This window comes from Bradyrhizobium iriomotense (genome assembly GCF_018129405.1).
Lineage (GTDB): Bacteria > Pseudomonadota > Alphaproteobacteria > Rhizobiales > Xanthobacteraceae > Bradyrhizobium > Bradyrhizobium iriomotense_B.
The window spans coordinates 830759-851964 of sequence record NZ_JAFCLP010000002.1 but is presented as its reverse complement, the minus strand read 5'-3'; the positions used below and the strand labels follow the sequence as shown (position 1 = coordinate 851964).

22 protein-coding genes are annotated in these 21206 nt (G+C 65.0%); 10 read left to right on the top strand and 12 right to left on the bottom strand.

Translation table 11 applies throughout. The features are described from left to right. Positions 1 to 181 precede the first annotated feature (181 nt). Together JQ592_RS08840 and JQ592_RS08835 are read left to right on the top strand one after the other, a co-directional pair. Entirely contained in the window at positions 182 to 724 is a 543-nt protein-coding gene (locus JQ592_RS08840; protein WP_211402444.1) for a tetratricopeptide repeat protein, read from the top strand. A 109-nt stretch (positions 725 to 833) separates the two neighbouring features. Beyond that, on the top strand, positions 834 to 2219 hold the full coding sequence (locus tag JQ592_RS08835; RefSeq protein WP_211402443.1) for a serine hydrolase domain-containing protein: 1386 nt from the start codon (positions 834 to 836) through the stop codon (positions 2217 to 2219). Here the strand turns inward: JQ592_RS08835 and JQ592_RS08830 are convergent. Next, positions 2209 to 3774: a S10 family peptidase gene (locus tag JQ592_RS08830; protein WP_211402442.1), complete on the bottom strand. Its 1566-nt coding sequence runs from the start codon at positions 3772 to 3774 to the stop codon at positions 2209 to 2211. The genes JQ592_RS08835 and JQ592_RS08830 overlap by 11 nt on opposite strands. 248 nt (positions 3775 to 4022) lie before the next feature. Here JQ592_RS08830 and JQ592_RS08825 point away from each other — a divergent pair, with 248 nt between their 5' ends. The 3 genes from JQ592_RS08825 to JQ592_RS08815 all read left to right on the top strand — a co-directional run bounded on the left by JQ592_RS08825 (position 4023) and on the right by JQ592_RS08815 (position 6052). Beyond that, on the top strand, positions 4023 to 4802 hold the full coding sequence (locus JQ592_RS08825; RefSeq protein ID WP_211402441.1) for an NAD kinase: 780 nt from the start codon (positions 4023 to 4025) through the stop codon (positions 4800 to 4802). A gap of 97 nt (positions 4803 to 4899) precedes the next feature. Then, a complete protein-coding gene (locus tag JQ592_RS08820) occupies positions 4900 to 5445 on the top strand; it encodes a response regulator (protein WP_008549760.1) in 546 nt (181 codons plus the stop codon). 28 nt (positions 5446 to 5473) lie between these two features. Beyond that, complete coding sequence (locus JQ592_RS08815; protein WP_211402440.1) at positions 5474 to 6052, top strand: Hpt domain-containing protein; 579 nt, start codon at positions 5474 to 5476, stop codon at positions 6050 to 6052. A gap of 138 nt (positions 6053 to 6190) precedes the next feature. Here the strand turns inward: JQ592_RS08815 and JQ592_RS08810 are convergent, their stop codons facing one another. The 4 genes from JQ592_RS08810 to folE all read right to left on the bottom strand — a co-directional run bounded on the left by JQ592_RS08810 (position 6191) and on the right by folE (position 9966). Further along, positions 6191 to 7366, bottom strand: a complete 1176-nt coding sequence (locus tag JQ592_RS08810; protein WP_211402439.1) for a DUF2336 domain-containing protein — start codon at positions 7364 to 7366, stop codon at positions 6191 to 6193. Between the two features lie 274 nt (positions 7367 to 7640). Then, the gene (locus JQ592_RS08805) at positions 7641 to 8702 is read right to left on the bottom strand and encodes a lytic transglycosylase domain-containing protein (RefSeq protein ID WP_211402438.1); all 1062 of its coding nucleotides are present in this window, start codon (positions 8700 to 8702) and stop codon (positions 7641 to 7643) included. Between the two features lie 121 nt (positions 8703 to 8823). Beyond that, positions 8824 to 9246, bottom strand: a complete 423-nt coding sequence (hisI, locus tag JQ592_RS08800; RefSeq protein ID WP_211402437.1) for a phosphoribosyl-AMP cyclohydrolase — start codon at positions 9244 to 9246, stop codon at positions 8824 to 8826. A 27-nt stretch (positions 9247 to 9273) separates the two neighbouring features. Then, the gene (gene folE / locus JQ592_RS08795; protein ID WP_183240642.1) at positions 9274 to 9966 is read right to left on the bottom strand and encodes a GTP cyclohydrolase I FolE; all 693 of its coding nucleotides are present in this window, start codon (positions 9964 to 9966) and stop codon (positions 9274 to 9276) included. Positions 9967 to 10209: 243 nt separating this feature from the next. Between folE and JQ592_RS08790 the strand changes: the two genes are divergently transcribed. Beyond that, positions 10210 to 10665, top strand: a complete 456-nt coding sequence (locus tag JQ592_RS08790; protein WP_211402436.1) for an iron-sulfur cluster assembly scaffold protein — start codon at positions 10210 to 10212, stop codon at positions 10663 to 10665. Between the two features lie 125 nt (positions 10666 to 10790). On the opposite strand, the gene JQ592_RS08785 is transcribed toward JQ592_RS08790, so the two are convergent. Continuing rightward, the gene (locus JQ592_RS08785; RefSeq protein ID WP_211402435.1) at positions 10791 to 11690 is read right to left on the bottom strand and encodes a hypothetical protein; all 900 of its coding nucleotides are present in this window, start codon (positions 11688 to 11690) and stop codon (positions 10791 to 10793) included. Between the two features lie 249 nt (positions 11691 to 11939). Between JQ592_RS08785 and yidD the strand changes: the two genes are divergently transcribed. Beyond that, on the top strand, positions 11940 to 12278 hold the full coding sequence (gene yidD, locus JQ592_RS08780; RefSeq protein WP_211402434.1) for a membrane protein insertion efficiency factor YidD: 339 nt from the start codon (positions 11940 to 11942) through the stop codon (positions 12276 to 12278). Between the two features lie 154 nt (positions 12279 to 12432). Further along, a complete protein-coding gene (locus tag JQ592_RS08775) occupies positions 12433 to 12642 on the top strand; it encodes a hypothetical protein (RefSeq protein WP_211402433.1) in 210 nt (69 codons plus the stop codon). Between the two features lies 1 nt (position 12643). Here JQ592_RS08775 and JQ592_RS08770 read toward each other — a convergent pair whose 3' ends face one another. The 3 genes from JQ592_RS08770 to JQ592_RS08760 are packed head-to-tail and all read right to left on the bottom strand — an operon-like array spanning position 12644 to position 15487. Further along, positions 12644 to 13600, bottom strand: a complete 957-nt coding sequence (locus tag JQ592_RS08770; RefSeq protein WP_211402432.1) for a PDR/VanB family oxidoreductase — start codon at positions 13598 to 13600, stop codon at positions 12644 to 12646. Further along, entirely contained in the window at positions 13597 to 14118 is a 522-nt protein-coding gene (locus JQ592_RS08765; RefSeq protein ID WP_211402431.1) for an MOSC domain-containing protein, read from the bottom strand. Before JQ592_RS08765 ends, JQ592_RS08770 begins: the two co-directional genes overlap by 4 nt. A 55-nt stretch (positions 14119 to 14173) precedes the next feature. Next, positions 14174 to 15487, bottom strand: a complete 1314-nt coding sequence (locus tag JQ592_RS08760) for an MFS transporter (RefSeq protein ID WP_211402430.1) — start codon at positions 15485 to 15487, stop codon at positions 14174 to 14176. A 356-nt stretch (positions 15488 to 15843) separates the two neighbouring features. On the opposite strand from JQ592_RS08760, the gene JQ592_RS08755 reads away from it, so the two are divergent. Beyond that, positions 15844 to 16401, top strand: a complete 558-nt coding sequence (locus JQ592_RS08755; RefSeq protein ID WP_211402429.1) for a helix-turn-helix domain-containing protein — start codon at positions 15844 to 15846, stop codon at positions 16399 to 16401. Between the two features lie 122 nt (positions 16402 to 16523). On the opposite strand, the gene JQ592_RS08750 is transcribed toward JQ592_RS08755, so the two are convergent. Next, a complete protein-coding gene (locus JQ592_RS08750; RefSeq protein WP_246820252.1) occupies positions 16524 to 17726 on the bottom strand; it encodes a hypothetical protein in 1203 nt (400 codons plus the stop codon). Positions 17727 to 17740: 14 nt separating this feature from the next. Beyond that, positions 17741 to 19108 (bottom strand): APC family permease, encoded by a 1368-nt coding sequence (locus tag JQ592_RS08745; RefSeq protein WP_211402427.1) that lies wholly within the window; start codon positions 19106 to 19108, stop codon positions 17741 to 17743. Positions 19109 to 19424: 316 nt separating this feature from the next. Here JQ592_RS08745 and JQ592_RS08740 point away from each other — a divergent pair, with 316 nt between their 5' ends. After that, a complete protein-coding gene (locus tag JQ592_RS08740; protein WP_211402426.1) occupies positions 19425 to 20747 on the top strand; it encodes an alpha/beta hydrolase in 1323 nt (440 codons plus the stop codon). Positions 20748 to 20768: 21 nt separating this feature from the next. On the opposite strand, the gene JQ592_RS08735 is transcribed toward JQ592_RS08740, so the two are convergent. Beyond that, positions 20769 to 21146 (bottom strand): hypothetical protein, encoded by a 378-nt coding sequence (locus JQ592_RS08735; RefSeq protein ID WP_183240621.1) that lies wholly within the window; start codon positions 21144 to 21146, stop codon positions 20769 to 20771. Between the last annotated feature and the right edge of the window lie 60 nt (positions 21147 to 21206).

The window sequence follows — 21206 nt, the reverse complement described above, 5'->3', positions numbered from 1 at the left end:
TAGGCGCCGTGCGCTGAACCCATTCTGAAGCCGATTGCAGGCTTCCGTTCATCTGGATGACAAGTTTGTCATCTGCGCCAGGGCGAATAGATCGTGCGAAGCGGGAATGTTTTCCCCTCCTGGGTGTTCCGGTCTTCGGGCAATCGTGTAGGATCGCCACGTTCCATACGGGAGAACTTAGATGCGAAAACTCTCAATGCTTCTGCTGCCGGGCCTCGTTTCCATGGCGCTCGCAGCCGGGCCGGTGCTGACCAGCGCCTACGCCGCAGGCAGCGACGAGCCTTCCTCGCCGCCGAAGTCGGACTCCTCGAGCAAGAAGGGCAAGAAGAAGAGCTCCTCCGTCAGCGATCCCAAATTCCTCGCGGCCTATCGCACCGCCTACACCGCGATCTACGACAATCACGACTACACGGGCGCGATCGACCAGCTGAAGTCGCTCAAGCGCGATGACGTTGCCGACGTCGCCAATTTGATCGGCTACTCCTATCGCAAGCTCGGCGACTACCAGTCGTCGAAGGTCTATTACGAGCTGGCGCTGAAGGACGATCCGAACCACGTCCGCACCTGGCAGTATTACGGCCTCTGGCAGCTCGAGCAGGGCAACCGCGAGCAGGCGCAGTATCACCTCAACAAGATCGCATCGCTCGCCGGCACCGAGAGCTCCGAATATCGCTCGCTTGCCGCAGCGCTGGACAAGCCGACCGGCGCGACGCTCGTCTACTGAAGACACCGCATCTTCGATTGATGCGAACGGGCACAACCCAGGGGTTGTGCCCGTTCCGCTTTCTCGGCTAGCCTTCGCGCACGAATCCTCCCCTTACAATTGGTGCGCAATGGATACGTGGCTGCGATCCGCGATCGACTACATCGGCTCCTGGATCGAATTCCAGCAGACGACAATCCAGCAGCCCGGCGTCATCGTCGCCTTCGCCCATCGCGGCGAAATCGTCGCCGAGCACGCATTCGGCCTCGCCAATCTCGACACCGGCGAGAAGCTCACCCCGCGCCACCGCTTCCGCATCGCCTCGCACTCCAAGAGCTTCACCTCCGCCGGCATCATGAAGCTGCGCGAGCAGCGCAAGATCCGGCTCGATGACACGGTCGGCCAATATGTCGGCGGCCTGCATCCGCGCGTCGCCGAGACGACCATTGCGCAGGTGCTCTCGCACAGCGCCGGGCTGACCCGCGACGGCGCCGATTCCGGCCAGTTCATCGACAGCCGCTCCTATCTCGACGCCAAAGAGCTGCTCGCGGAGCTGAAGCTGCCGACGGCGATCGAGCCCGGCACGCGCTTCAAGTATTCCAACCACGGTTTTGCCCTGATCGGTCTCGTCATCGAAGCGGTGACGAAGGAGCCCTACTCCGCCTGGATCAAGCGCGAGATCATCGAGCCCGCAGGGCTGCGCGAGACCGAGCCGAATGCGCCGCTGCCCAAGGGCGCGCTATTCGCGCGCGGCCATACGCGAAAACTGCCGTTCGGCGAGCGTTGCGTGATCCCCGGCGACAATCCCGCATACGCGATGGCCTCGGCCGCGGGCTTCGTCGCGACCGCCGCCGACACCGCCCGCTTCTTCGCGCAGCTTGCACCCAACGCGAAAAAGAGCGTGCTCTCGGTCGCAAGCCGCCGCGAAATGACGCGGCATCATTGGCGCATCCCGCAAAGCTTCGAGGCCTATTACGGTCTCGGCGTCAACGCCGGCAAGACCGACGGCTGGGACTGGTTCGGCCATAGCGGCGGTTTTCAGGGCTACATCTCGCGGACCTGCTCGATTCCGGCCTGCGAGCTCGCGATCAGCATCCTCAGCAACTCCCTCGACGGCGCCGCGCCGTTCTGGATGGACGGCGCGATGCAGATCCTGCGTGTCTTCAAGACCCGCGGCGCCCCCGACCGGCGCGTGCGCGATTGGACCGGCCGATGGTGGACGATGTGGGGCGCAACCGATCTGGTGCCGATGGGCAACCGCGTGCTGGTCGCCAACCCGCAATTCAACAATCCGTTCATGGATGCCGGCGAGATCGAGGTGACCGGCCGCGACAGCGGCAAGCTCGCCTGGGCCGCCGGCTATTCCAGCCACGGCGAGCCGGTACGCCGTGTCCGCGACAGGCGCGGAAGGATCAGCGATATCTGGATCGCCGGCGCGAATGTGAAGCCGGAAAAGGTCGTGGCACGCGAGATCGCGCGCCGCTATCCGCCGCGCAAGCGGCGGCCTATTCCCTGATCAGCGCCTCGACCTCGCCGCGAAGGGCCTGCCGTGAGCCGTCGCGCGAATAGAACATGTGACCGCCGGGATAGACGGCGAATTTCACGCGCCGGGTCGCGAATCCAGGCAATTGGTCGAGCACCCGCTTCGTTCCGAAATAGGGCGTGGCAAGATCGAACAGGCCGTGCGCGACCAGCACGTTCAGCTTCGCGTCGGTTGCGAGTATCTGACGCAGGTCCGACACCGATTGCGGCGGGTTGATGCCGCGGCCGAAATCCCAGTTGCCCTCGACGCTACCGTTCAGGACCTCGTACGAACCGTCCGGCCGCCAGTTGAGCTTGCGCGTGAGGACATCGACCGCGGCGCTCGTCAGCGGCGCCTGGAGCGCATCGCCGGAAGGATCGCCGAAACGCGAATTGCCCGAATCCGGATAGGGATCGAAGCCGCGCACCGAGGCATCATAGCGTCCCGTCACCTTGCCGTTCTTGCGGTCGAACTCGCGGCGGAATTCGCCGACGTCGAAGCGGCCCGAAAGCCTGCGGCTCACCGCCTGGTCGATGCCGGTGAGCTCGGCGACCTTGTCGGCGAGGCGCGTGGTAGCCTCCTTGTCGGCCTCGCCCTTGACGAGGTCAGCCAGGAATTCGCCGCGCGCGTAAGCCTCGACGTCGCCGAGATCGGCGCGCTTGACCGGGCCTTTGGCTTCGCGCGCGACCGCGACATAGCTCGGGAGCGTCGCGACATATTGCAGGAGGCTCGTGCCTGTGAACTCGCGGAAGTCGAGCAGCGGCGACACCAGGATCAATCCCCTGACGCCGACGCCGTGCTGGAGCTGCAACTGGCGCACCACCTTCGGCCCGCGAATGCCACCATAGCTTTCACCCGCGACGTATTTCGGCGAGATCAGCCGGTCGTGTTTCTCGAGCCAGCGGCGGATCACGAGCGCGATCGAATTGACGTCGCCGTCGACGGAGTAGAAGGATTTGCGCGCGTCCTCGCCGCTCGCCACGAAGCGGCTGTAGCCGGTGCTGACAGGGTCGATGAAGACGAGATCGGTGAAGTCGAGCCAGGTCTCCGCGTTCGGCTTCACCTCGGGCGAAGCCGACGGCGACAGCGCTTCGCCGTCGAGCGGCAGCCGCCACGGACCCGCAGCGCCGAACTGGAGCCAGGCCGAGGACGCGCCGGGTCCGCCGTTGAACAGGAAGGTCACCGGGCGCGTCGCGCGGTCGGCACCGTCGAGCTCGTAGGACGTGTAGGCGATGTCGGCCAGCGGCTCGCCCTTGCCGTCGAACACGCGGATCGAGCCCGCGGTCGCCGCGAAGTTGAGGGCACGGCCGGGCAGATCGAGCGTTTGCTTCGTGGTCGAATCCGGCGGGAGACGATGCGGCTCGGCGGACGGCGAATTCTGCGTCGCGCTTTGCGCGCCACCGCCCCGACCGCCCTTCTGTCCGGTGGGCGCCGTCGTCTCGGAGCGCGGCTGCGGCGGATCATCCGCGCGCGCAAATCCTGCGAGTGCGAAAACCGACACCGCCAGCACCAGGGCCGTGCAACGCAGCGCCGGCAAGCTCGTGACCATGACCGTTCTCCTGCCCGGCTGTGGGAGCCGGTGAGGCCGAAAGGCTAGCGCGGAATTGCGACGGTTTGGGGGATCACTGACGAGGCCCCCCTGAACAGGCCGATCGGGCTCGAAACGACCTAGTTTACCCCAAATCCGGCAGTAGGCCATTTGCCTTGTAGAGTGGTCATCCTCGACAATGGAGCCCGACCTCGTATAGACGAGCCCGGCGGAACTTATCTCCAGCCAGCGGGCCTGCCCGAAAAGCCATGACCAAGCCATCGCGATACGAACGGATCGCCTTCGTCGCCAGCCCGAGCAGCGAGGCGCAGACCGCGTTCGGCCAGCTCACCAGTGACTATGGCAATTGTGACCCGAAGGATGCCGACGTCGTGGTCGCGCTCGGCGGCGACGGGTTGATGCTCCAGACGCTGCACCAGAACATGCACACGGGAAAGCCGATCTACGGCATGCACCGCGGCACGGTCGGCTTCCTGATGAACGAGTACTCGACGCATGATCTGCGCCAACGGCTCGAGACGGCGCATGAATCCGAGATCAACCCACTCTTGATGCGCGCGACCGACGTCAACGACCGCGTCCACCTGCACCATGCCATCAACGAGGTCTACCTGTTCCGCCAGACCTCCCAGGCGGCGCGCTTGCGGATCCTGATCGACGAGCGCGAGCGCATGCCGGAGCTGATCGCCGACGGCATCATCGTGGCGACGCCGGCCGGCTCGACTGCCTACAACCTCTCCGCCCAGGGCCCGATCCTGCCGATCAACGCCGCCCTGCTGGCACTGACACCGATCAGCGCCTTCCGACCGCGGCGCTGGCGCGGCGCCCTGCTGCCCAACACCGCCTATGTCGTGATCGAGGTGCTGGAAGACGACAAGCGCCCCGTCGCGGCTGTCGCCGACCATGAGGAGGTACGGAGGGTCCGCCGCGTCGAGGTGCTGTCCGACAAATCCATCTCGATGCGCATGCTGTTCGACCCTGGCCACAGCCTGGAAGAGCGCATTTTGCGCGAGCAGTTCGGCTACTGAGCCCCTGCCTGCCACCCGCCGGGCGGCCAGCAGCAACCCTTCGTTAACCCCCGCCACGATATGGTTAACGAAGGTTGACCGCTTTGGCCCGGGCGTCATGTTCCGTATCGACTTCAACAAGCTGCGCTTCCTCGTCTGCGACGACAATCCGCATATGCGCCGCATCCTGCGGACGCTGCTGCATTCGTTCGGCGCGCGCGAGGTCTATGAAGCCGAAGACGGTGCCACCGCGCTGGAAATGTACAGCCATTACGTGCCCGACATCGTCATCACCGACTGGGCGATGCCGATCTTCGACGGGCTCGAGCTCGCGCAGATGATCCGGCAGCCGGAATCCAAGGGCAACCCTTACGCGCCGATCATCATGCTGACCGGGCATTCCGAGAAGCGCCGCGTCACGGTGGCGCGCGATGCCGGCGTCACCGAATTTTTGGCCAAGCCGATCTCGGCCAAGGGGCTCTACCAGCGCATCCTCAACGTCGTCGCCAATCCCCGGCCCTTCATCAAGACCAAGACCTATTTCGGTCCGGACCGGCGCCGCAACACCAACTCCGCCTATATGGGCCCCGAGCGCCGCGTCGGCGAAAAGCACGAGGTGCTGCAGCAGCCCTCGCTGCTCGACAAGGCCCGCTCCTCCATCTAGCGCAACGTCTTCAGACGAGGCAGGCATCATGGCGAAGAACAGCGCAAAGGACATCGAGGTCAAAGCCTTCGCCACGCATCAAATCATCACGCAGCCCAATCCGCTGCGCAAGGTTCTGCGCCGCGTCGAAGGAAAGGACCTGGACGATCCGATCGGCCGCGCCGAGCAGGCGCTCGCAGGTCTCTCCGGTGAGTTCAAGGACTGGATGGCAACCGAGGTCAACCGCCTGTCGGCCGCCTACGTCGCCATCCGCAATGACGGCTTCACCAAGGAGCGGCGCGACGAGCTGTTTCGCGCCGCGCACGACATCAAGGGCGATGCCGCGACGTTCGGCTTCCCGGCAGCGGCAGGAATCGCCGAGAGCCTGTGCCGCGTCATCGAGCACGCCCCCGATCTGGAGAAGGTGCCGGCCGAGCTGTTCACGCATCACATCAATGCCATCCTGGCCATCGTGCACGAGAACACGAGGCTCGACAGCATCAGCGTTTCCGCCGAGCTGAGCCGGCGCCTGCGCAAGGTCGCCGACGACTATCTCACCCAGGTCAACCGCGACCGCCCCGAGCATCTCGAGGCGATCCTCGCGCCCAGCATCGTGCCGGCGGAGTAAGCTGGCTGTCGTTCCGGCGAAGGCCGGAACCCATAACCACCAGCGGATATTATCGCGAAGTACGTCGACCACCTCGCTTCAATTGCGAGATCTCGCGGTATGGGCCCCGGCCTTCGCCGGGGCGACGCAAGATGGGATTCAGGCCGCGATCAGATCGTCGTAGACCGGATCGATCGCGTCATCCGCAACGATCTCGTCGCAGAACAGCCGCGCCTCTTCGCGCGCCGACTCCGTGGCGAAGCGGCGGAGCAGGACCATCAGCGGCTCGGTGGCGCCGCGGTCGGTCTCGCAATGGGTCAGCACGCGCTCGACCATGCGACGGCGCAGCCGCGCCGCGCCGTCGTCGCTGTCGACGAAGCCCTGCTCGTGGCAGGCGTCGAGCGCGACCTGGAACGCCGCAAAGGTCGCCTCGGGAAGGCCGGCGCGGCGCAGCAGTGCGTGCAGGCTGTTGCCGCCGCGATCGTGCAGCAGCGCGGTGACGCGCGCCAGCGGCACATCGGCGAGCTCGGCCAGGGCCGCGTCGAACAGGTCGAGATTGCTGGACAGTAGCGCGCGCAGAATGAGACCTGCGGTCAGCTGGCCGGTGACGCGGAGGTGATGCACCAGACCCTGCATATCCTCACCGCGCGAGCGCGCCGCGATGTTCATGGTGGAGCGATCGCGCGCCTCGACCGTCATGCGCTCGGCACGATCGGCGCTCAGCCAGTTCCGCGCCACGACGAACTGCGCCAGCGTCTCCGAGAGCTTTGCTACCAGCGCCGCGCGCGTTGCGGCCGGCAGATCGTCGAGCACCAGCATCGCTTCGCGGATCGCGGCAAGATGGCCGTGACGCTCGACGATGCGATTCCACGAGAACGGCGCGAGCTCGGCGTGCGGATTTTCGATCAGCTCCAGCGCTGCGGCCGCACAGCCGACCTCGGCAATGGCGGCGCAGACCGAGACCGGCAGCGCGATGCGGCGGGCGACCGCGCACTGCACCTCGTCATTGCCGGTCGCGACGATGTCGACGAGATCGGCATCGATCAGCAGCGGAGAATGTTCGAGCACGGGCAGCGCGACGGTCGGCTGGTCCGCCGACAGCGCCCGCACGATCGCCGCCGGGGCATCAAGGCTGCGCGCAAAGGCCTCGGCCATCGCCTGCCGCACCAGCGGCGAGGGATCGTCGAGCAGCATCAGAAGCGCGCCTTCGGCGGCGACGCGGTCGTCCGTGGAAAGGTCTGAGATCAGCCAGGCCCGGGCCAATGCCCGCGTTGCCTCGGCCCGCTCGCCGGCAGGCGCCGTTCTGATCCAATTGATAAACTGCCGAACAATCATGCTGCTTCCGGCTTACACAACAAACGAAAACGGTGACGGCTCGTCACCTGCAACACAAAATAAACCACGACGCTTAACAAAGCGTTCACCATAACTGGCTGGTTTTATTGACGTTTTGTTAAGGGAACCGAGACGCCCTAGCTGCGTGCCCCGGACGCAGCGCAGCGCCTCTTTGGCGATGCGCTGCTGAGCCGGGGCCCATAATTCAGAGAGCGGTGCTTGTTGCGTGGGTCCCGGCTCTGCGCTGCGGCGCGTCCGGGACACGCGAGCGAGGTTAGCTCGAGAACGTGCCGTTGCGATCGCTGAAGAGATCGAGCGGCTGCGGCGGCCGCACGTCCGGCGTTACTGAGGCGACCGAGGTGAGCGAGGCGTTGTTGCCCCACAATTTCTGCACCGTCGCCGAGACCGGCTGCGTGGCATCGCCGGGCTGATAGATCGAGCGAAACACCGGCGTCGACGGCGCATTGTCGGCGACCGTCGTTGACGAGGTCGCGCCGACAGGCGTCACCGCGCGTGTATTCGGGAAGGTCTGGAGATAGGCGGCGTTGTCGATGACGGGCACTGCGGGCTGCACGCCGTTGGCGCTGGCGACCTCAGTGGTCGAGGGCGTGCCGCCATACATCGCCATCGCGCTGCGCGTGACCTTCGAATTCGCCGCGCTGGCATAGCGGGAATCCAGCACGGAATAGACCTCGGAGACGCTGCGGGCGCGGCCGTCCCTGGCGTAGAAGATCGAGCGGTTGGCAGCGGCCGCGTTGGGGAACAGCCGCGCGCCGACGGCCTGCGGATTGTCCTCGGCATTGGCGATGAGTTTTGCTGCCCCGCCGACGCCCATGAAATGCGCCATATAGAGCTCGCTGTCGCTGGGCCTGCGGCCGAGCAGGCCAGTGAGCTTGAAGCTGTTCGACTGCGTCAGCGCCGCGGCCATGCTGGATGCGGCCTCCGGATCGTCGCGCAGCCTCATGATCGACCGCTTCATGACGGGGTCGTCAACGGCATAGGTGCCCGACGAGGTCCTGGTGATGGCGTCGGCATAGTTGCCGTAGCCGAGCTGGCTCCCCGCCTCTTTCACGGTGCCGAGCCAGGTCTGGTCGATGAACTGGTAGAGCCCGTGTGCGGACGACGTGGTGGCCCCTGCCGTCGGATCGAAATCCGATTCCATCTTGGCGGTGGTCAGCATGTACTGGAAGCTGACGCCGGAGATGTTCGAGGCCTGCTTGATCGCACCGGCGACGCGCGCCCGCGACGGATCGAGAACCGCCGTCTGTGAGGCACTGGAATTGTCGACCGACATGATGGAGTGCCCGCCCCGCGCGGCGTTGAGCGACGCCGGCAATTCGGCGCCCTGTCGTCTCACCGTGGGACAGGTATGGTTAATGCGGAGTTAATTCGGCTCTCTCCGCCGCCCCGAGTCATTCCGGGGCGCACCGCAGGAGCGAGCCCGGAATGACCGAGAGCTACTTCTTGTAGACCGTGCTCGGATCGAACAGCCGCTCGGCGTCGGTGAAGACCAGCTTCGCTCCCCCGCCCTCCGCTTCGACCTTGCGGTAGAAGCACGACCGGCGGCCGGTGTGGCAGGCCGCGCCGATCTGCTCGACACGGATCCAGACCGCGTCCTGGTCGCAATCGGTGCGCATCTCGACCACGCGCTGGGTCTGACCTGAGGTCTCACCTTTTCGCCACAAGGCATTGCGCGAGCGGCTGAAGTACCAGGCTTCGCCGGTCGCGATGGTCTTGCGCAGCGCCTCGTCGTTCATGTGCGCGACCATGAGCACGTCGCCGGTAGCGACGTCGGTGGCGACGACTGTCACGAGGCCGTTCGCGTCAAACTTGGGCAGGAAGACGAGGCCTTCCTCGATCTCATGGGAGTGAGCGGACACACGACCCTCGCGAGTTTATTTGCGAGGTCAGCGCTGCAGGCCTCGCACCAGGGACAGGAAACGGGCCTGTTCCGCCGGATTGTCACGGAACATGCCGGTGAAGCGGCTGGTGAAGGTGGAGGCGCCATGCTTGGCGACGCCGCGCACCGACATGCAGGTATGCTCGGCCTCGATCAACACGGCCACGCCGCGGGGTTTCAGGATCTCGTCGATGGCCGCTGCGATCTGCGCCGTCAGATGTTCCTGGGTCTGAAGCCTCCGGGCGAAGATGTCGGTCAGGCGGGCGAGCTTGGACAGGCCGACGACGCGTTCCACCGGGGTGTAGGCGATATGCGCCTTGCCGTAGAACGGCATCATGTGATGCTCGCACTGCGAGGTGAACTCGATGTCGCGCACCAGCACGAAGTCGTCATAGCCCGCGGTCTCGCCGAAGGTGCGGTCGAGCACCTCGGCCGGGCACTGGTGGTAGCCCTGATAGAGCTCGTCGAAGGCCTCGACCACACGGCGCGGCGTGTCGAGCAGGCCCTCGCGCTGGGGGTTCTCGCCGATATAGGCGAGCAGTGTCTTCACCGCCGCTTCCGCCTCGGCGCGCGCGGGGCGCGGCTGGTCGGCGCGGACGGCGACCGCGAGGAATTCGGCAGGGTCAAGCTCGGCCGGGCGGCTCTCAGGCTGCCGGTCGGAGGGCTTGTTGGGGCGGATGGATTTGATTGCAGCGTCCATATCGACTCCGTTCGACGGCCTTAACGGCCGGAGTGTCACCGGCAGACGGGGCGGACAAGCCGCCGGACGCCTGAACAGAATAGTTTCGGCGAAAAGGTCCCGAGGTCATAACGACGGCGGCGCAGATCTGGATCGCCGCCGCCGCACCGCTGGACTGTTTTTCCACCAGTTCCGCCCCTATATAGGACCGTGGACGGCGCCCGCCAAGGCCGATCCCCGCCCGGAAGTGCTGGACTCCATCACATGCTGAACGACATTTATAACAAGCGGATCATCGAGCTGGCCGGGAATATTCCGCGCCTCGGGCGTCTGTCGGACCCCGATGCCAGCGCGACCGCCCACTCCAAATTGTGCGGCTCGACCGTGAAGGTCGATCTGAAGATGAGCGGCGACACCGTCACCGACTTCGCCCATGACGTGAAGGCCTGCGCGCTTGGACAGGCCTCTTCATCCATCATGGCAAGTCACGTGGTCGGCTCGACTGCAAGCGAACTCCGTGAGTTACGCGAAACCGTTCGCAAGATGCTCAAGGAGAACGGCACGCCTCCTCAAGGCAAATGGGAAGAGATCAAGTTCCTCGAGCCGGTCCGTGACTACAAGGCGCGGCACGCCTCGACGCTGCTGACCTTCGATGCGGTGGTCGACGCGATCGGTCAGATCGAGGCCAAGGCCAAGCAGCCCGCCGCGGCGCAGGGCTGAGCCCTCCCCGTCCTTCCGGGGCGTCGCAAAGCGACGAGCCCGGAAGCCTGAGATTCTCAGGTGCGCAATTGCGCACCATAGTTCGCGCTGCGCGCGCCCCGGAATGACTGCCAGGATTTAAGAGCTTACTTCTGCGCCGCCGGAGCCGGCGCTGCCACGCTGCTCGTGGGCACCAGGGCTTCCGCCGTCTTGGTCGACTTGGCCGGCTGCTCAGGTTCCGCACCGAACCTTGCCTGCGTCTTCGGCGCGAGTTCCGCCATGGCCGGCGCCGTGACGTCCACATGCGGCAGCACGTCGGCGACGAGATCCGTCGTCACGAGATTGGTGAGCTTCAGCTCGCCTGCATCGAGCTCATGCAGATCTTCCCAGGGCGGCACGCTGAGCGCGAGCGACAGCAGGTCGCCGGCGCCGCCCATGTCGAAGGTGTATTTGGCGAGGCGGCCGATGTCGCGTTCCACGATCATCAGGTCCTGTGCGCTGTAGCTTGCCGCCTTGGCATCGTCGGCGCGGTCGCCCATCCAGATTTGGTGGACGCGGACATGGGCCGCTTCCGGCACGTAGCGCTTCTTGCCGGCCAGCAGCAGGAACACGCACATGGATTCGCAATAGGCCTCAGGCGCGACCGCCGGACGGGCCGATTGCCCGCCGCGGTTCTGAAGGCTGATGCCGACCGTCGTCAAAAGTCCGAGATTGCGGAAGCGCCGGCCGAGCGTGATCGCGTCGTTGACGGAACCACCGCTGGAATCGAGCACCACGGTGGCGCCGCCGAGCTGGCGTCCGCGAGAAAACTCTTCGAACTCCTTGGGCGTGTCGGCGGTGATGATGCCGACCGCGCTGACCCAGCCGCGGCAGTTCGGCTCGCAAGCGACCCAGCTGAACTTCATCGGCAGCTTGCGCTCTTCGAGAGCGCTACCCGCGCGGGCCGACGACCCGAATGTCGCGACGGCGCCGGCCAGCGCGACTCCACAGACGGCGGTTCCCACCAGCAACCAGCCGCGAAGATCAAGGGAGTTCAGAAGTTTCAATCTGGTTCCTTCCCCAAAGCCCCAAGGTCGCCAAACAATCCCCAGTGGCGCCCTCTGAGTCCATCATACAGGCGTATGTTTTCTACACACGGGCGTCATAAAAATGGTATCCGGGTGAATACAGTTCGTCCACAGATACTTGCTGCACTGCTCCCAGAAAGCAGGCAAAATATGGCGCGCAAACAACACCTTACAGTTCCCTGCGCCGGAACCGAGCAACACTTCGCCTAACGTCGCAGCAAAGCGCACATGAAGCATTCAGCCTGCGATCATTGTTCCACTCCCGTCGAGGGCGTCCTTCGCCTTCCGCGAAGATTTGGTCGTGCGCTGATCTGGCTCTATCGCCATACGCTCTCGCCGCTGGTCGGATACAATTGCCGGCACCTGCCGACCTGCTCCGTCTATGGCGATGAGGCGATCGAGCGCTTCGGGCTCTGGGCCGGCGGCTGGATGACCCTCGCGCGCCTGCTCCGCTGCAATCCCTTCGGCACGTCGGGCATCGACAATGTGCCGCTCGCCGCCCCCCCAAACGCGCGCTGGTATCTGCCCTGGCGGTATGCCCGCTGGCGCGGCGTCAACGCGTCCTGAAGCGCGATCATCGCACTTCAGGTTGTTGCAACGCATGATCTTTCCGGAAAACCGCTTCGCATTTTTCCTGATCATGCTTTGGACAATGCTGCCCTGAGCGGAACCGGAACTTTCGCTTCGCGTTGTTGTGATACTCCCGCGGGAGGAAACAACAATGCGCTGGAAAATCAGCCCTCATTTTCACTTCAGGTCTGGATCAAGCCTCGGTCCCAGGGCGCATCACGACCCCAGAACCCTCGACCTGCTCGCCATCATCGCACTGCTGGTGCTCGCGGCCGGCTCAGGCTGGTACCTAGCCACGAGCCTCGCCACGCCGCCGAGCACGACTGCGATCATCGTACCGAGCCAGAGCGTGCACTGGTAGCTCAGAGGTCCAGTACCAGCCGCTCCGCGTCCGATCCGGCGACGCAAACCATGAGATAGCGCTCCCGCTCATAGGGCGACAGGATGCGGTCGCGGTGGACCGGCCTGCCCTCGATCCATCCGACGTTGCAGGCCCCGCAGATGCCGCCGCAGCAGGAGGTCGCGATGTCGATGCCGCCCTCCTGCAACGCGGCCAGCATGGTCTGGCCGGCGCGCACCTGGATCTCGGTACCCGAGCGCGCCAGCGACAATGTGAATGGTTTGGCGTCGGGATCGATGATCGGTGGCGGCGCGACAAAGCGCTCGATGTGAACGTTGGCCGTTGGCCAGGCTGTGGTCAGGCGCTCGAAATCGTCGGTCATGCCTTCCGGCCCGCAGCAAGCCACCAGCGTCTCCGGACCGGGATCGCCGAGCAACACCGCGAGATCTGGACGTCCCTCTCGCGACGTCCGATGCACGACGACGGTCCCTGCCTCGATCAGTGAGCCGAGATGCGCGGCGAGCGGCACCTCCTCGCGCACGACCAGATGCAGCGTGAATTCGGCCTGCGCGGTGCGTTGGAGATGCCGCGCCACCGACAGGAACGGCGTCACGCCGATGCCGCCCGCCACCAACACGTAGCGCCCGATGCGCGCATCGGGCTCCAGCCCGCCGCGCGGCAATGAAACGCCGATGACATCGCCGACCCCGAGATCATCGTGAAGCGCGCGCGAACCACCGCGCCCGTCCGCCTCGCGCTTGACCGCGATGACATAGCGCGTGTTGTCCGCAGGCTCGTTGCACAGCGAGTAAGTGCGCACGAGCCCGTTCGGCAGATGCAGGTCGATATGCGCGCCGGGCTTGAACGGCGGCAATTCCCATCGGTCGGGATCGGCCAGCGTGAACAGTTTTACGCCTGTCCCCGCCTCCTCGATACCGGTGACGATCGTCTTGACCGTCGTGATCGGGCGCGCGCTCATGCGGCGTTCCGCACGGTGTCGCCGACCCTGACGATGCCGCTCTGCAGGATCCTGCAGTTGAGGCCGGAGCGATTGATCAGGGGATCGAAGATCGCCTTGCCGGTGATCTCCTCGATATGCCGGCACGGCACCGACAGCCGCGTCGCCTCCAGCAGCGTCTCGCCCAGCCAGAAGCGGCGGCCGACGAGATGGTTGAGCGGCACGCCTTCGACCGTGACATTGCGCCGATGCTCTTCGGGACCGAGCTCGATGCCGGCATCGCGTTTGAGCGCGACCAGCGTCTCGAGCTCGAACAGGGTGACCTGCCGGCCCTCTTCCGGCTTGTGCGAGTAAAAACCCTCCTCATTGCCGATCATGTAGCGATCGCCCTCGATCCCCTTGCCGGCGACGAGGGTGATCGTCTCGGCTGCGCGCATGGGCAGGAACGCACGCGGAGCAAGATGGAGGAAGCGCACCACGCCGGTCCAGCCCAGCTGTGCTGCCTTTTGCGCCGAGCCGGCGCCGACGGTATCGAGCATGACAGAATCCTTGTCAGAAGCGATGGCGCGCCGCAGGCAGCGGCGCGCCGCGAGATCAGGTCAGTTCCTTGTTTGCCATCTCCGGCGCGAACGTGGTCGCAGTCGCGGTGATGGCGGCGCAGGCGATCAGCAGCAGCGAGACCGGCCAGGTGGCGCCGCCGCTCCACGCCATCAGAGAGGCCGCGATCAGCGGCGTCAACCCGCCGCTCAGGGCCGCGCCGACCTGGAAGCCGAGCGAGGCGCCGCTATAGCGCAGCCGCGCGGAGAACAGTTCGGAATACCAGGGCGCGCCGATGCCGAACATCACCATCTGACCGAAGGTGATCGCGACCACGATGGTGCAGATGACGATGGTGGGATCGCGGGTGTCGAGCAGCCAGAACAGCGGGAAGGCAAACAGCGCCGAGAATACGCAGCTCGCGTAGAACATGGTCTTGCGGCCGACGAGATCGGACAGCCAGCCGAACAGCGGAATGGCAAGCAGCGCGACCAGCGACGCGGCGAAGGCGCCGTTCAGCACCACCGCCCGCGGCAGTCCCAGATTGGCGGTGGCGTAGGACATCACGAACACGCCGCCGATGCTGGCATAGGCGATCTCGGAAATCTTGAGACCGACCGCGGTGAAGAAGGGCCTGCGGTGATGCGTGAAGATCTCGACCAGCGGCAGCTTCGCAACGTCCTTCTTGGCCTGGACCTGACGGAAGGCCGCGGTCTCCTCCATGTTGAGGCGGATGTAGAGGCCGACGCCAGCCAGGAGGATCGAGATCAGGAAGGGAATGCGCCAGCCGTAAGCCATGAAGTCGCTCTCAGGCAGGCTCGCTACCAGCGCGAACATGCCGATCGCGGCGAGATTGCCGATGGGATTGCCGACCTGCACCATGCTGCCGAGCAGGCCGCGACGATGCGTCGGGCAGTTCTCGACCACCATCAGCACCGCCCCGCCCCATTCGCCGCCGAGGCCAATGCCTTGGAGGAAGCGCAGCCCGATCAGTAGCAGCGGCGCTGCGATGCCGATCTGCTGATAGGTCGGCAGCAGGCCGATCAGGAAGGTGCCGATGCCCATCACCATGATCGTGATCGCGAGCATCGCCTTGCGGCCGACCCGGTCGCCGTAATGGCCGAAGATCGCAGCGCCCAGCGGCCGCGCCAGGAAGCCGACCGCGTAGGTGCCGAAGGCGGCGATGGTGGCGAGCGTAGGATTGCCGGCGGCGAAGAACACCTTGTTGAACACCAGTGCGGTTGCCGTGCCGTAGATGAGGAAGTCGTACCATTCGACCGCGGTGCCGATCACGCTTGACCACACGATCCGTCGCAAGCTCGCCGCCTCGTCCGGCGCTACGTTCAGGGTTACGTCGTCTGCTACGGTCATCGATCTCTCCAAAAGGTACCGGCGCCAGGGAAAAGCAGTTGGTTCGGTGCGTGGAGCCCATCGGCAGCCACGACGGTAAAAATCGATCATGTTTACTGTTGGAAATCAACGCTGCGGAATGCGGCAAATGCCGACGATCGCGGCAAGGCTGACGATTTGCACTAAAAATCAGCTAATTTACAGGCTATCCCAGTTCACTTGCTCATAATATCCTCGGCCCTGCCCGAAATTTCTACTCATATGTTTTCCTTTGGAATACACCTGCATGGGACCGGCGCGGCCTGCGTGGCCCGCCGGGCTGGCAGTCGGGCGCCATCTGTTGCAAAACAGGCGCGAGCAGTTCGGGAGATTCTTGCGTGCTTGACGTCAGCAAGGCGACAGCGGTCGGGGCCAACATTCGCCAGGCGCGGGTTGCCAAGGGCCTGACGCTGGACCAGCTTGCGAGGCAGAGCGACCTCACGCGCGGTTACATTTCGCTGGTCGAGCGCAACCTGAAAATCCCCTCGCTCGCCGCCCTGCTTCGGATGGCCGCCGCCCTCGAGGTCAATGTCGCGAACTTCTTCGACCCGAACGCCGAGCCGGCGCCACGCTACACGCTGTTCCGCCGCGAAGGCGGCAACGTGCCGCTGTTCCAGGACACGTTTGGCGTGGTGCCACTGGCAACCGGCCGCACCCGCAAGATGATGGAACCGTTCCTGCTCAGTCCGCCGCACAAGGCGGCGACCCGCGCCTCGCATGCCGGCGAGGAGCTGCTGTTCGTCATCAACGGCAGGATCGCGATCAAGCTCGACGGCGAGGAGCTCGAGCTCGGCAAGGGCGACTGTCTGTATTTCTCAGGCGAGACGCCGCACGAGGTCAGGAGCCTTGGGCGGCAGAAGGCGGAGATTCTGGTGGTCGTCGCCCAGACTCCTTGACGCCGGGCCTCAGCGAATAGCCTAAAGCGCGATGCGATTTGGATGAATCGTCATCGCGCTTCAGGTTGTTGTTTACGCATGATCTTTCCGGAAAACCGCTTCGCACTTTTCCGGATCATGCTTTAGCGGAACCAGAAGAAACGCCCGGGCGGCGGCGGGATCGGCTCAGGCGGACGCGGCCGCTTCGGACGCGGCGGCCTGGGCGCCGGCTCGTCCGACGAGATCGTCTCCGCCGCCGGCGCGGTCTCGCTTCCCGGCACTTTCACCGACAACAGGAGATTGGATTCATGCATGCGCCAGCGATAACCGACGCCGAAGTCGATCGGTTGGGCGCGCGTGAACAGTTCGGCGTAGCGCTCCTGGTAGCGTCCGGGGAATTCGCTGATCGGCCCGAGGTAACGGCCGAACGGGAAGAAGCGCCATTGCCGTGCATTGTAGTTGGCAAGCGGAATGCCTGAATCGTCCTGGACGATGGTGGCGCTGTTGGCGAGCAGCCAGTCGCGGACGGCCGTGAAGTTGCCGGAGTGCAAGAGATAGGACGCGCTCTTGAGCAGACTGTTGCCGGGGCCCAGCGTCTCGCAGAACTTCAGGAAACCGGTCGCACGCGCACCGGAATTCGAAAGATCGGTCGAGAAATAATACAGCGTGCGCACCTCGCCGTCGCTGCCGGCGAACGTGATGCGGACACCGCGCGCCGCGTTCGGTCCCGGATTGTCGTTCCCCACATGCATCCCGCCCTTGTTGTCGAGCGCGACCATCTCGACGTTGCGAATGGTCTTGCCGGAGCGGGCGAGGAAGACATAGAGGATCGGCAAGGTGCCGTGGACCTGGTTGGTGTGCAGGTCGACCTTCATCTGCTTGGTGATGAAGAAGGAGAAGCTCAGGATCGAGCCGAGCGAGCGCTCGACATTGTAGAGCGCGGCGCCGACCGAACCGCGCGGCAGCCGCGTCAGGTCGGGCACGGCGCCAACCGGCTCCAGCGCGCCGAGCACGTAGGTGCTGGCCTTGGAATAGAAGGCATTGGCGTAGAGGAAGTCCGGGCCGCTGAACATGTAGAACATGGTCGGCCGGGGCGCTGCCAGATTGACGTCGGCCCAGGCACGGATCTTCGATATTTGCCGCTGCTCGAGCTGGGCGAAGGCGTTGTCGAAGAATTTTGCGTGATGCTGCCAGTTGGGGTCCCTGGTCAGCGGCACCAACGGCGAGTCCGCCGAAGGCTGCATGCCCGCGAGGAAGCGCGCGGTATCGTCAAAGGTGACGTCGGCGGCCCGCGCGGACGAGACGGCCGCAGCCAGGAGGGCAAGAGCGACGGCCGCAATTCTCATGGGTCGGAACATGTTTATTCGCGGTGTGATGAATTGCCAGCGGCAACCGGCCGCCCGCGGAAAATAGCATAGATCAGCAGGCCCGAGAGCATGACGAGCATCCCCGCGAGCGACTGCACCGGCCGCTCGGTCAGGAGGTAGTACATCATGAACGCGGTCACGAGCAGGAAAACGAGCGGCGTGAACGGGTATCCCCAGGCGCGATAGGGCCTTGGCAGATCGGGATCGGTGATGCGCAGCTTGATGACGCCGGCGACCGTGAAGAACGAGCAGAACAACAACGCGAACTGGATGAAGTCGAGCACGGCCTCGAAGCTGCGCGTGAACAGCAGCAGGGTCGCGACCGCAAGCTGGAACAGGATGGCATAGGCCGGCGCACCGCTGACCGATCGCTTCGAGAAGACGCGTAAGGCCGGAATGTCCTCCCCCATCGTCATCATCACGCGCGGGCCGATCCACATCATCGCGCTGATCGAGGAGATCAGGCCGACGCAGATCATGGCGCCAACGATCCGGCCGCCGAGGCTGCCGAAGATGGCGGTGCCGGCAACGCTGGCGACGTCGAGCTGGCCGGCGAGCGCGCCGACCGGCGTGGAATAGAGGAACACTGCGTTCAGCGCGACATACAGCACGAGCACGATCAGCGTGCCCGCGAGCAGCGCACGCGGCAGGCTTTGCTGCGGCGTATTCATCTCGCCGATGATATAGGTCGCGGCATTCCACCCGGAGAACGAATACATCACGAAGACGAGCCCGATCGCGAAGGGCGCGCTGACGATATGCGCGAGGTCGCCCGGCTGCGGCGTGAAGGCGATCGGCTGCGGCGCGCCGATGATGAATCCGGCGACCAGGAAGGCGACGATCAGCACGACCTTCAGGATGGTCGAGATCAGCTGGAAGGTCGAGGAGTGCCTGACGCCGGTCAGTTGCACGATCGAGACCAGCCACACCACGCCGATGGCAAGCGGGATCGGCGGCAGATCGGGAACGACCGACTTGGCATATTCGCCGAACGCCATCGCCGCGAGCGCCACGGGCGCTGCAAAGCCCACCGTCGCCGAGACCCAGCCGGCGAGGAAGCCGAAGGCTGGATGATAGGCACGGCCAAGGAAATTGTACTCGCCGCTCGAGCGCGGAAACATCGCGCCTAACTCGCTGTAGGCGAACACCCCGCACAGCGCGACGATGCCGCCAACGGTCCAGAGCAGGAGGATCGAGAAGCCGGACGGGATGTCCTTGACCTGGAAACCGAGGCTGGTGAAGACGCCGACCCCGATCATGTCGGCAACGACGATGGCGGTTGCGACCAGAACGGAGACCCCGGCTCCGCTCCCGGTCAGCCGGCCAGTCCAGGGCGCGGGTCCCGCATCTGATGCCGTCATTGGGGTCCTTAACCTCAGGCGTCACGCCTCGTGGGTAGCATCGTGCAGTTTGGTCCAGTCAATTCAAGCAGGGTTAACAAGGGCTAAATGAGGCAAAGGATATCGGTATTTCAGCACCGCTTATGCATGCTCCCGGGCAATAAAGCAGCGCGAGCACCGGAGTATCCCGCCTCCCCTCCCCACAATCACGACACGATTGCATGGTCCTTTTCAGCGTTCCGGATGTGGGGAAGTTTCTCCGGACAGTTAACGTCGCCTAAACGCCAGTCGGCTCAATTATCTTAAACGTTGCCCGCTGGATTGGGGTCATGGGTGGATGGTCGGGGCCGTTCCAAACACGAGAGCTGACATTCGTGCCGATCGGGCCTCGTCCGGTCGGCACGGTCGTGCGCTCCGGCTCGGGCTGATCCCAGTCTTGGTACCGCTGTCGCTCACGCTGGTTCAATGCGGCAAGGCGCCTGATCCGGCGGCGCTCGCGGCGCACTCGCAGGCCAATGTCCAGGTGGTCGCCAAGACCAATACCCAACAAGTTGCCAGCGGCGACACATTCGAGGACCGCTTCCCCGCACCGCAATTCAGGGAACGTTTCCCCTTGGCGAGCGAGAGTTTCCTGCAACGGCAGATGTCGGACTTCTCGCCCAAGCGTGCCGTGCAGCAGCAGCCGGAGCAGGCGCCCTACAAGGTCGCCTCGCTCGCGCCGCAAGTCCCCTACCAGCGGCCGCCGCGCGAAGACCTGACCACGCTCGTCAGCATGAAGTCGTCGGCCTTTCCCTATTTCGGCAACAACCCCGCATCCGACGCACCGTTCCTCAACATCTCCAAGGGTGACCGCCGCGGCCACCGCAGCTATTCCGGACGCGTCTACTGGCAGGACGAGACCTACAGCGACAGCCGCGTGCTGGTGCACGTGCCCGAGCATTTCGACGCGCGCAAGCCGGGCGTGATCGTGGTGTTCTTCCACGGCAATGGTGCGACGCTTGAGCGCGACGTGCGCAACCGGCAGCTGGTGCCGCAGCAGATCACGGATTCCGGCGCCAATGCCATCCTGCTTGCGCCGCAGATGGCGGTCGATGCCGCCGATTCCAGCGCCGGAAAATTCTGGCAGCCGGGCGGCTTCAAGCGCTTCATGGAGGAATCGGCGAGCCACCTCGCCCACCTCACTGGCGATCCCAACAGCGCGCGCGCCTTCGCCAACATGCCGATCGTCATCGTCGGCTATAGCGGCGGCTTCCTGCCGACGGCCTGGAGCTTAGAGGTCGGCGGCATCAGCGACCGCGTCCGCGGCGTCGTGCTGCTCGACGCCGTCTATGGCGAAATGGACAAGTTCGCCTCCTGGATCGAGAGCCACCGTTCCGGCTTCTTCGTCAGCTCCTACACCCGTTACACCGCACGGCGCGACCGCGAGCTGATGAGCATGCTCAGGCAGAAGGGCATCAGCGTCTCCGAGGACATGGACGGGCCGCTACGTCCCGGCAGCGTGGTGTTCGTGGAGACCGGCGACGGCATCACCCATCGCGACTACGTGACCCGCGCCTGGACGCGGGATCCGCTCAAGGACGTGCTGGTGAAGATGTCGGCGACGCCGGCGCTGGCGCTCACGCGCGTAGCAGCCACCGCTTCATCGCCCTCGAGCCGATAGTCCGCGACTGAACGCGAACGCTTAGCTCTTCGGCAGCTTCGGAATGCTCTCGGCAAAGCCGTTGAAGCAGGCCAGCCGCTCATCCTCCTCCTTGAAGAAGCGGCAATCGGCGTACCCCTTGGCCTTCGCCGGCTTCGGCTTCGGCGCCGGCGGGATCACCGCGTCGTAGCAGTTGAGACGGTCCTTGGTGCCGTCGTCGATCTCGAGACAGGCCTGGAGCCGCGCCGCGATCGATTGCGGCTTGCCCTTCGGCGCCGGCGCGGCAGTTGCGGCCGCCGCCTTGGTCCCTTTGGGCTTGACCTGCACCAGCGGCTTGTCCCCGACCATCGGTGGCTTGTCGGCTTGCGCGAACGCGGAGGCTGAATAGAGCACCGCAGCAACCGCCAGAATCATCCTCATCTCAGTCAACTCTCTTTGGTCCCCATGACCGGCGTTCTAGCGCTCTGACGCGCCGTTTGC

Coding starts and splice junctions, on each gene's coding strand:
- JQ592_RS08740 (WP_211402426.1), top strand. CDS start 19,425: ATGGTCGGGGCCGTTCCAAACACGAGAGCTGACATTCGTGCCGATCGG.
- JQ592_RS08825 (WP_211402441.1), top strand. CDS start 4,023: ATGACCAAGCCATCGCGATACGAACGGATCGCCTTCGTCGCCAGCCCG.
- JQ592_RS08750 (WP_246820252.1), bottom strand. CDS start 17,726: ATGAGAATTGCGGCCGTCGCTCTTGCCCTCCTGGCTGCGGCCGTCTCG.
- JQ592_RS08775 (WP_211402433.1), top strand. CDS start 12,433: ATGCGCTGGAAAATCAGCCCTCATTTTCACTTCAGGTCTGGATCAAGC.
- JQ592_RS08790 (WP_211402436.1), top strand. CDS start 10,210: ATGCTGAACGACATTTATAACAAGCGGATCATCGAGCTGGCCGGGAAT.
- JQ592_RS08830 (WP_211402442.1), bottom strand. CDS start 3,774: ATGGTCACGAGCTTGCCGGCGCTGCGTTGCACGGCCCTGGTGCTGGCG.
- JQ592_RS08835 (WP_211402443.1), top strand. CDS start 834: ATGGATACGTGGCTGCGATCCGCGATCGACTACATCGGCTCCTGGATC.
- folE (WP_183240642.1), bottom strand. CDS start 9,966: ATGGACGCTGCAATCAAATCCATCCGCCCCAACAAGCCCTCCGACCGG.
- yidD (WP_211402434.1), top strand. CDS start 11,940: ATGAAGCATTCAGCCTGCGATCATTGTTCCACTCCCGTCGAGGGCGTC.
- JQ592_RS08840 (WP_211402444.1), top strand. CDS start 182: ATGCGAAAACTCTCAATGCTTCTGCTGCCGGGCCTCGTTTCCATGGCG.
- JQ592_RS08760 (WP_211402430.1), bottom strand. CDS start 15,487: ATGACCGTAGCAGACGACGTAACCCTGAACGTAGCGCCGGACGAGGCG.
- JQ592_RS08815 (WP_211402440.1), top strand. CDS start 5,474: ATGGCGAAGAACAGCGCAAAGGACATCGAGGTCAAAGCCTTCGCCACG.
- JQ592_RS08745 (WP_211402427.1), bottom strand. CDS start 19,108: ATGACGGCATCAGATGCGGGACCCGCGCCCTGGACTGGCCGGCTGACC.
- JQ592_RS08770 (WP_211402432.1), bottom strand. CDS start 13,600: ATGAGCGCGCGCCCGATCACGACGGTCAAGACGATCGTCACCGGTATC.
- JQ592_RS08765 (WP_211402431.1), bottom strand. CDS start 14,118: ATGCTCGATACCGTCGGCGCCGGCTCGGCGCAAAAGGCAGCACAGCTG.
- JQ592_RS08820 (WP_008549760.1), top strand. CDS start 4,900: ATGTTCCGTATCGACTTCAACAAGCTGCGCTTCCTCGTCTGCGACGAC.
- JQ592_RS08735 (WP_183240621.1), bottom strand. CDS start 21,146: ATGAGGATGATTCTGGCGGTTGCTGCGGTGCTCTATTCAGCCTCCGCG.
- JQ592_RS08810 (WP_211402439.1), bottom strand. CDS start 7,366: ATGATTGTTCGGCAGTTTATCAATTGGATCAGAACGGCGCCTGCCGGC.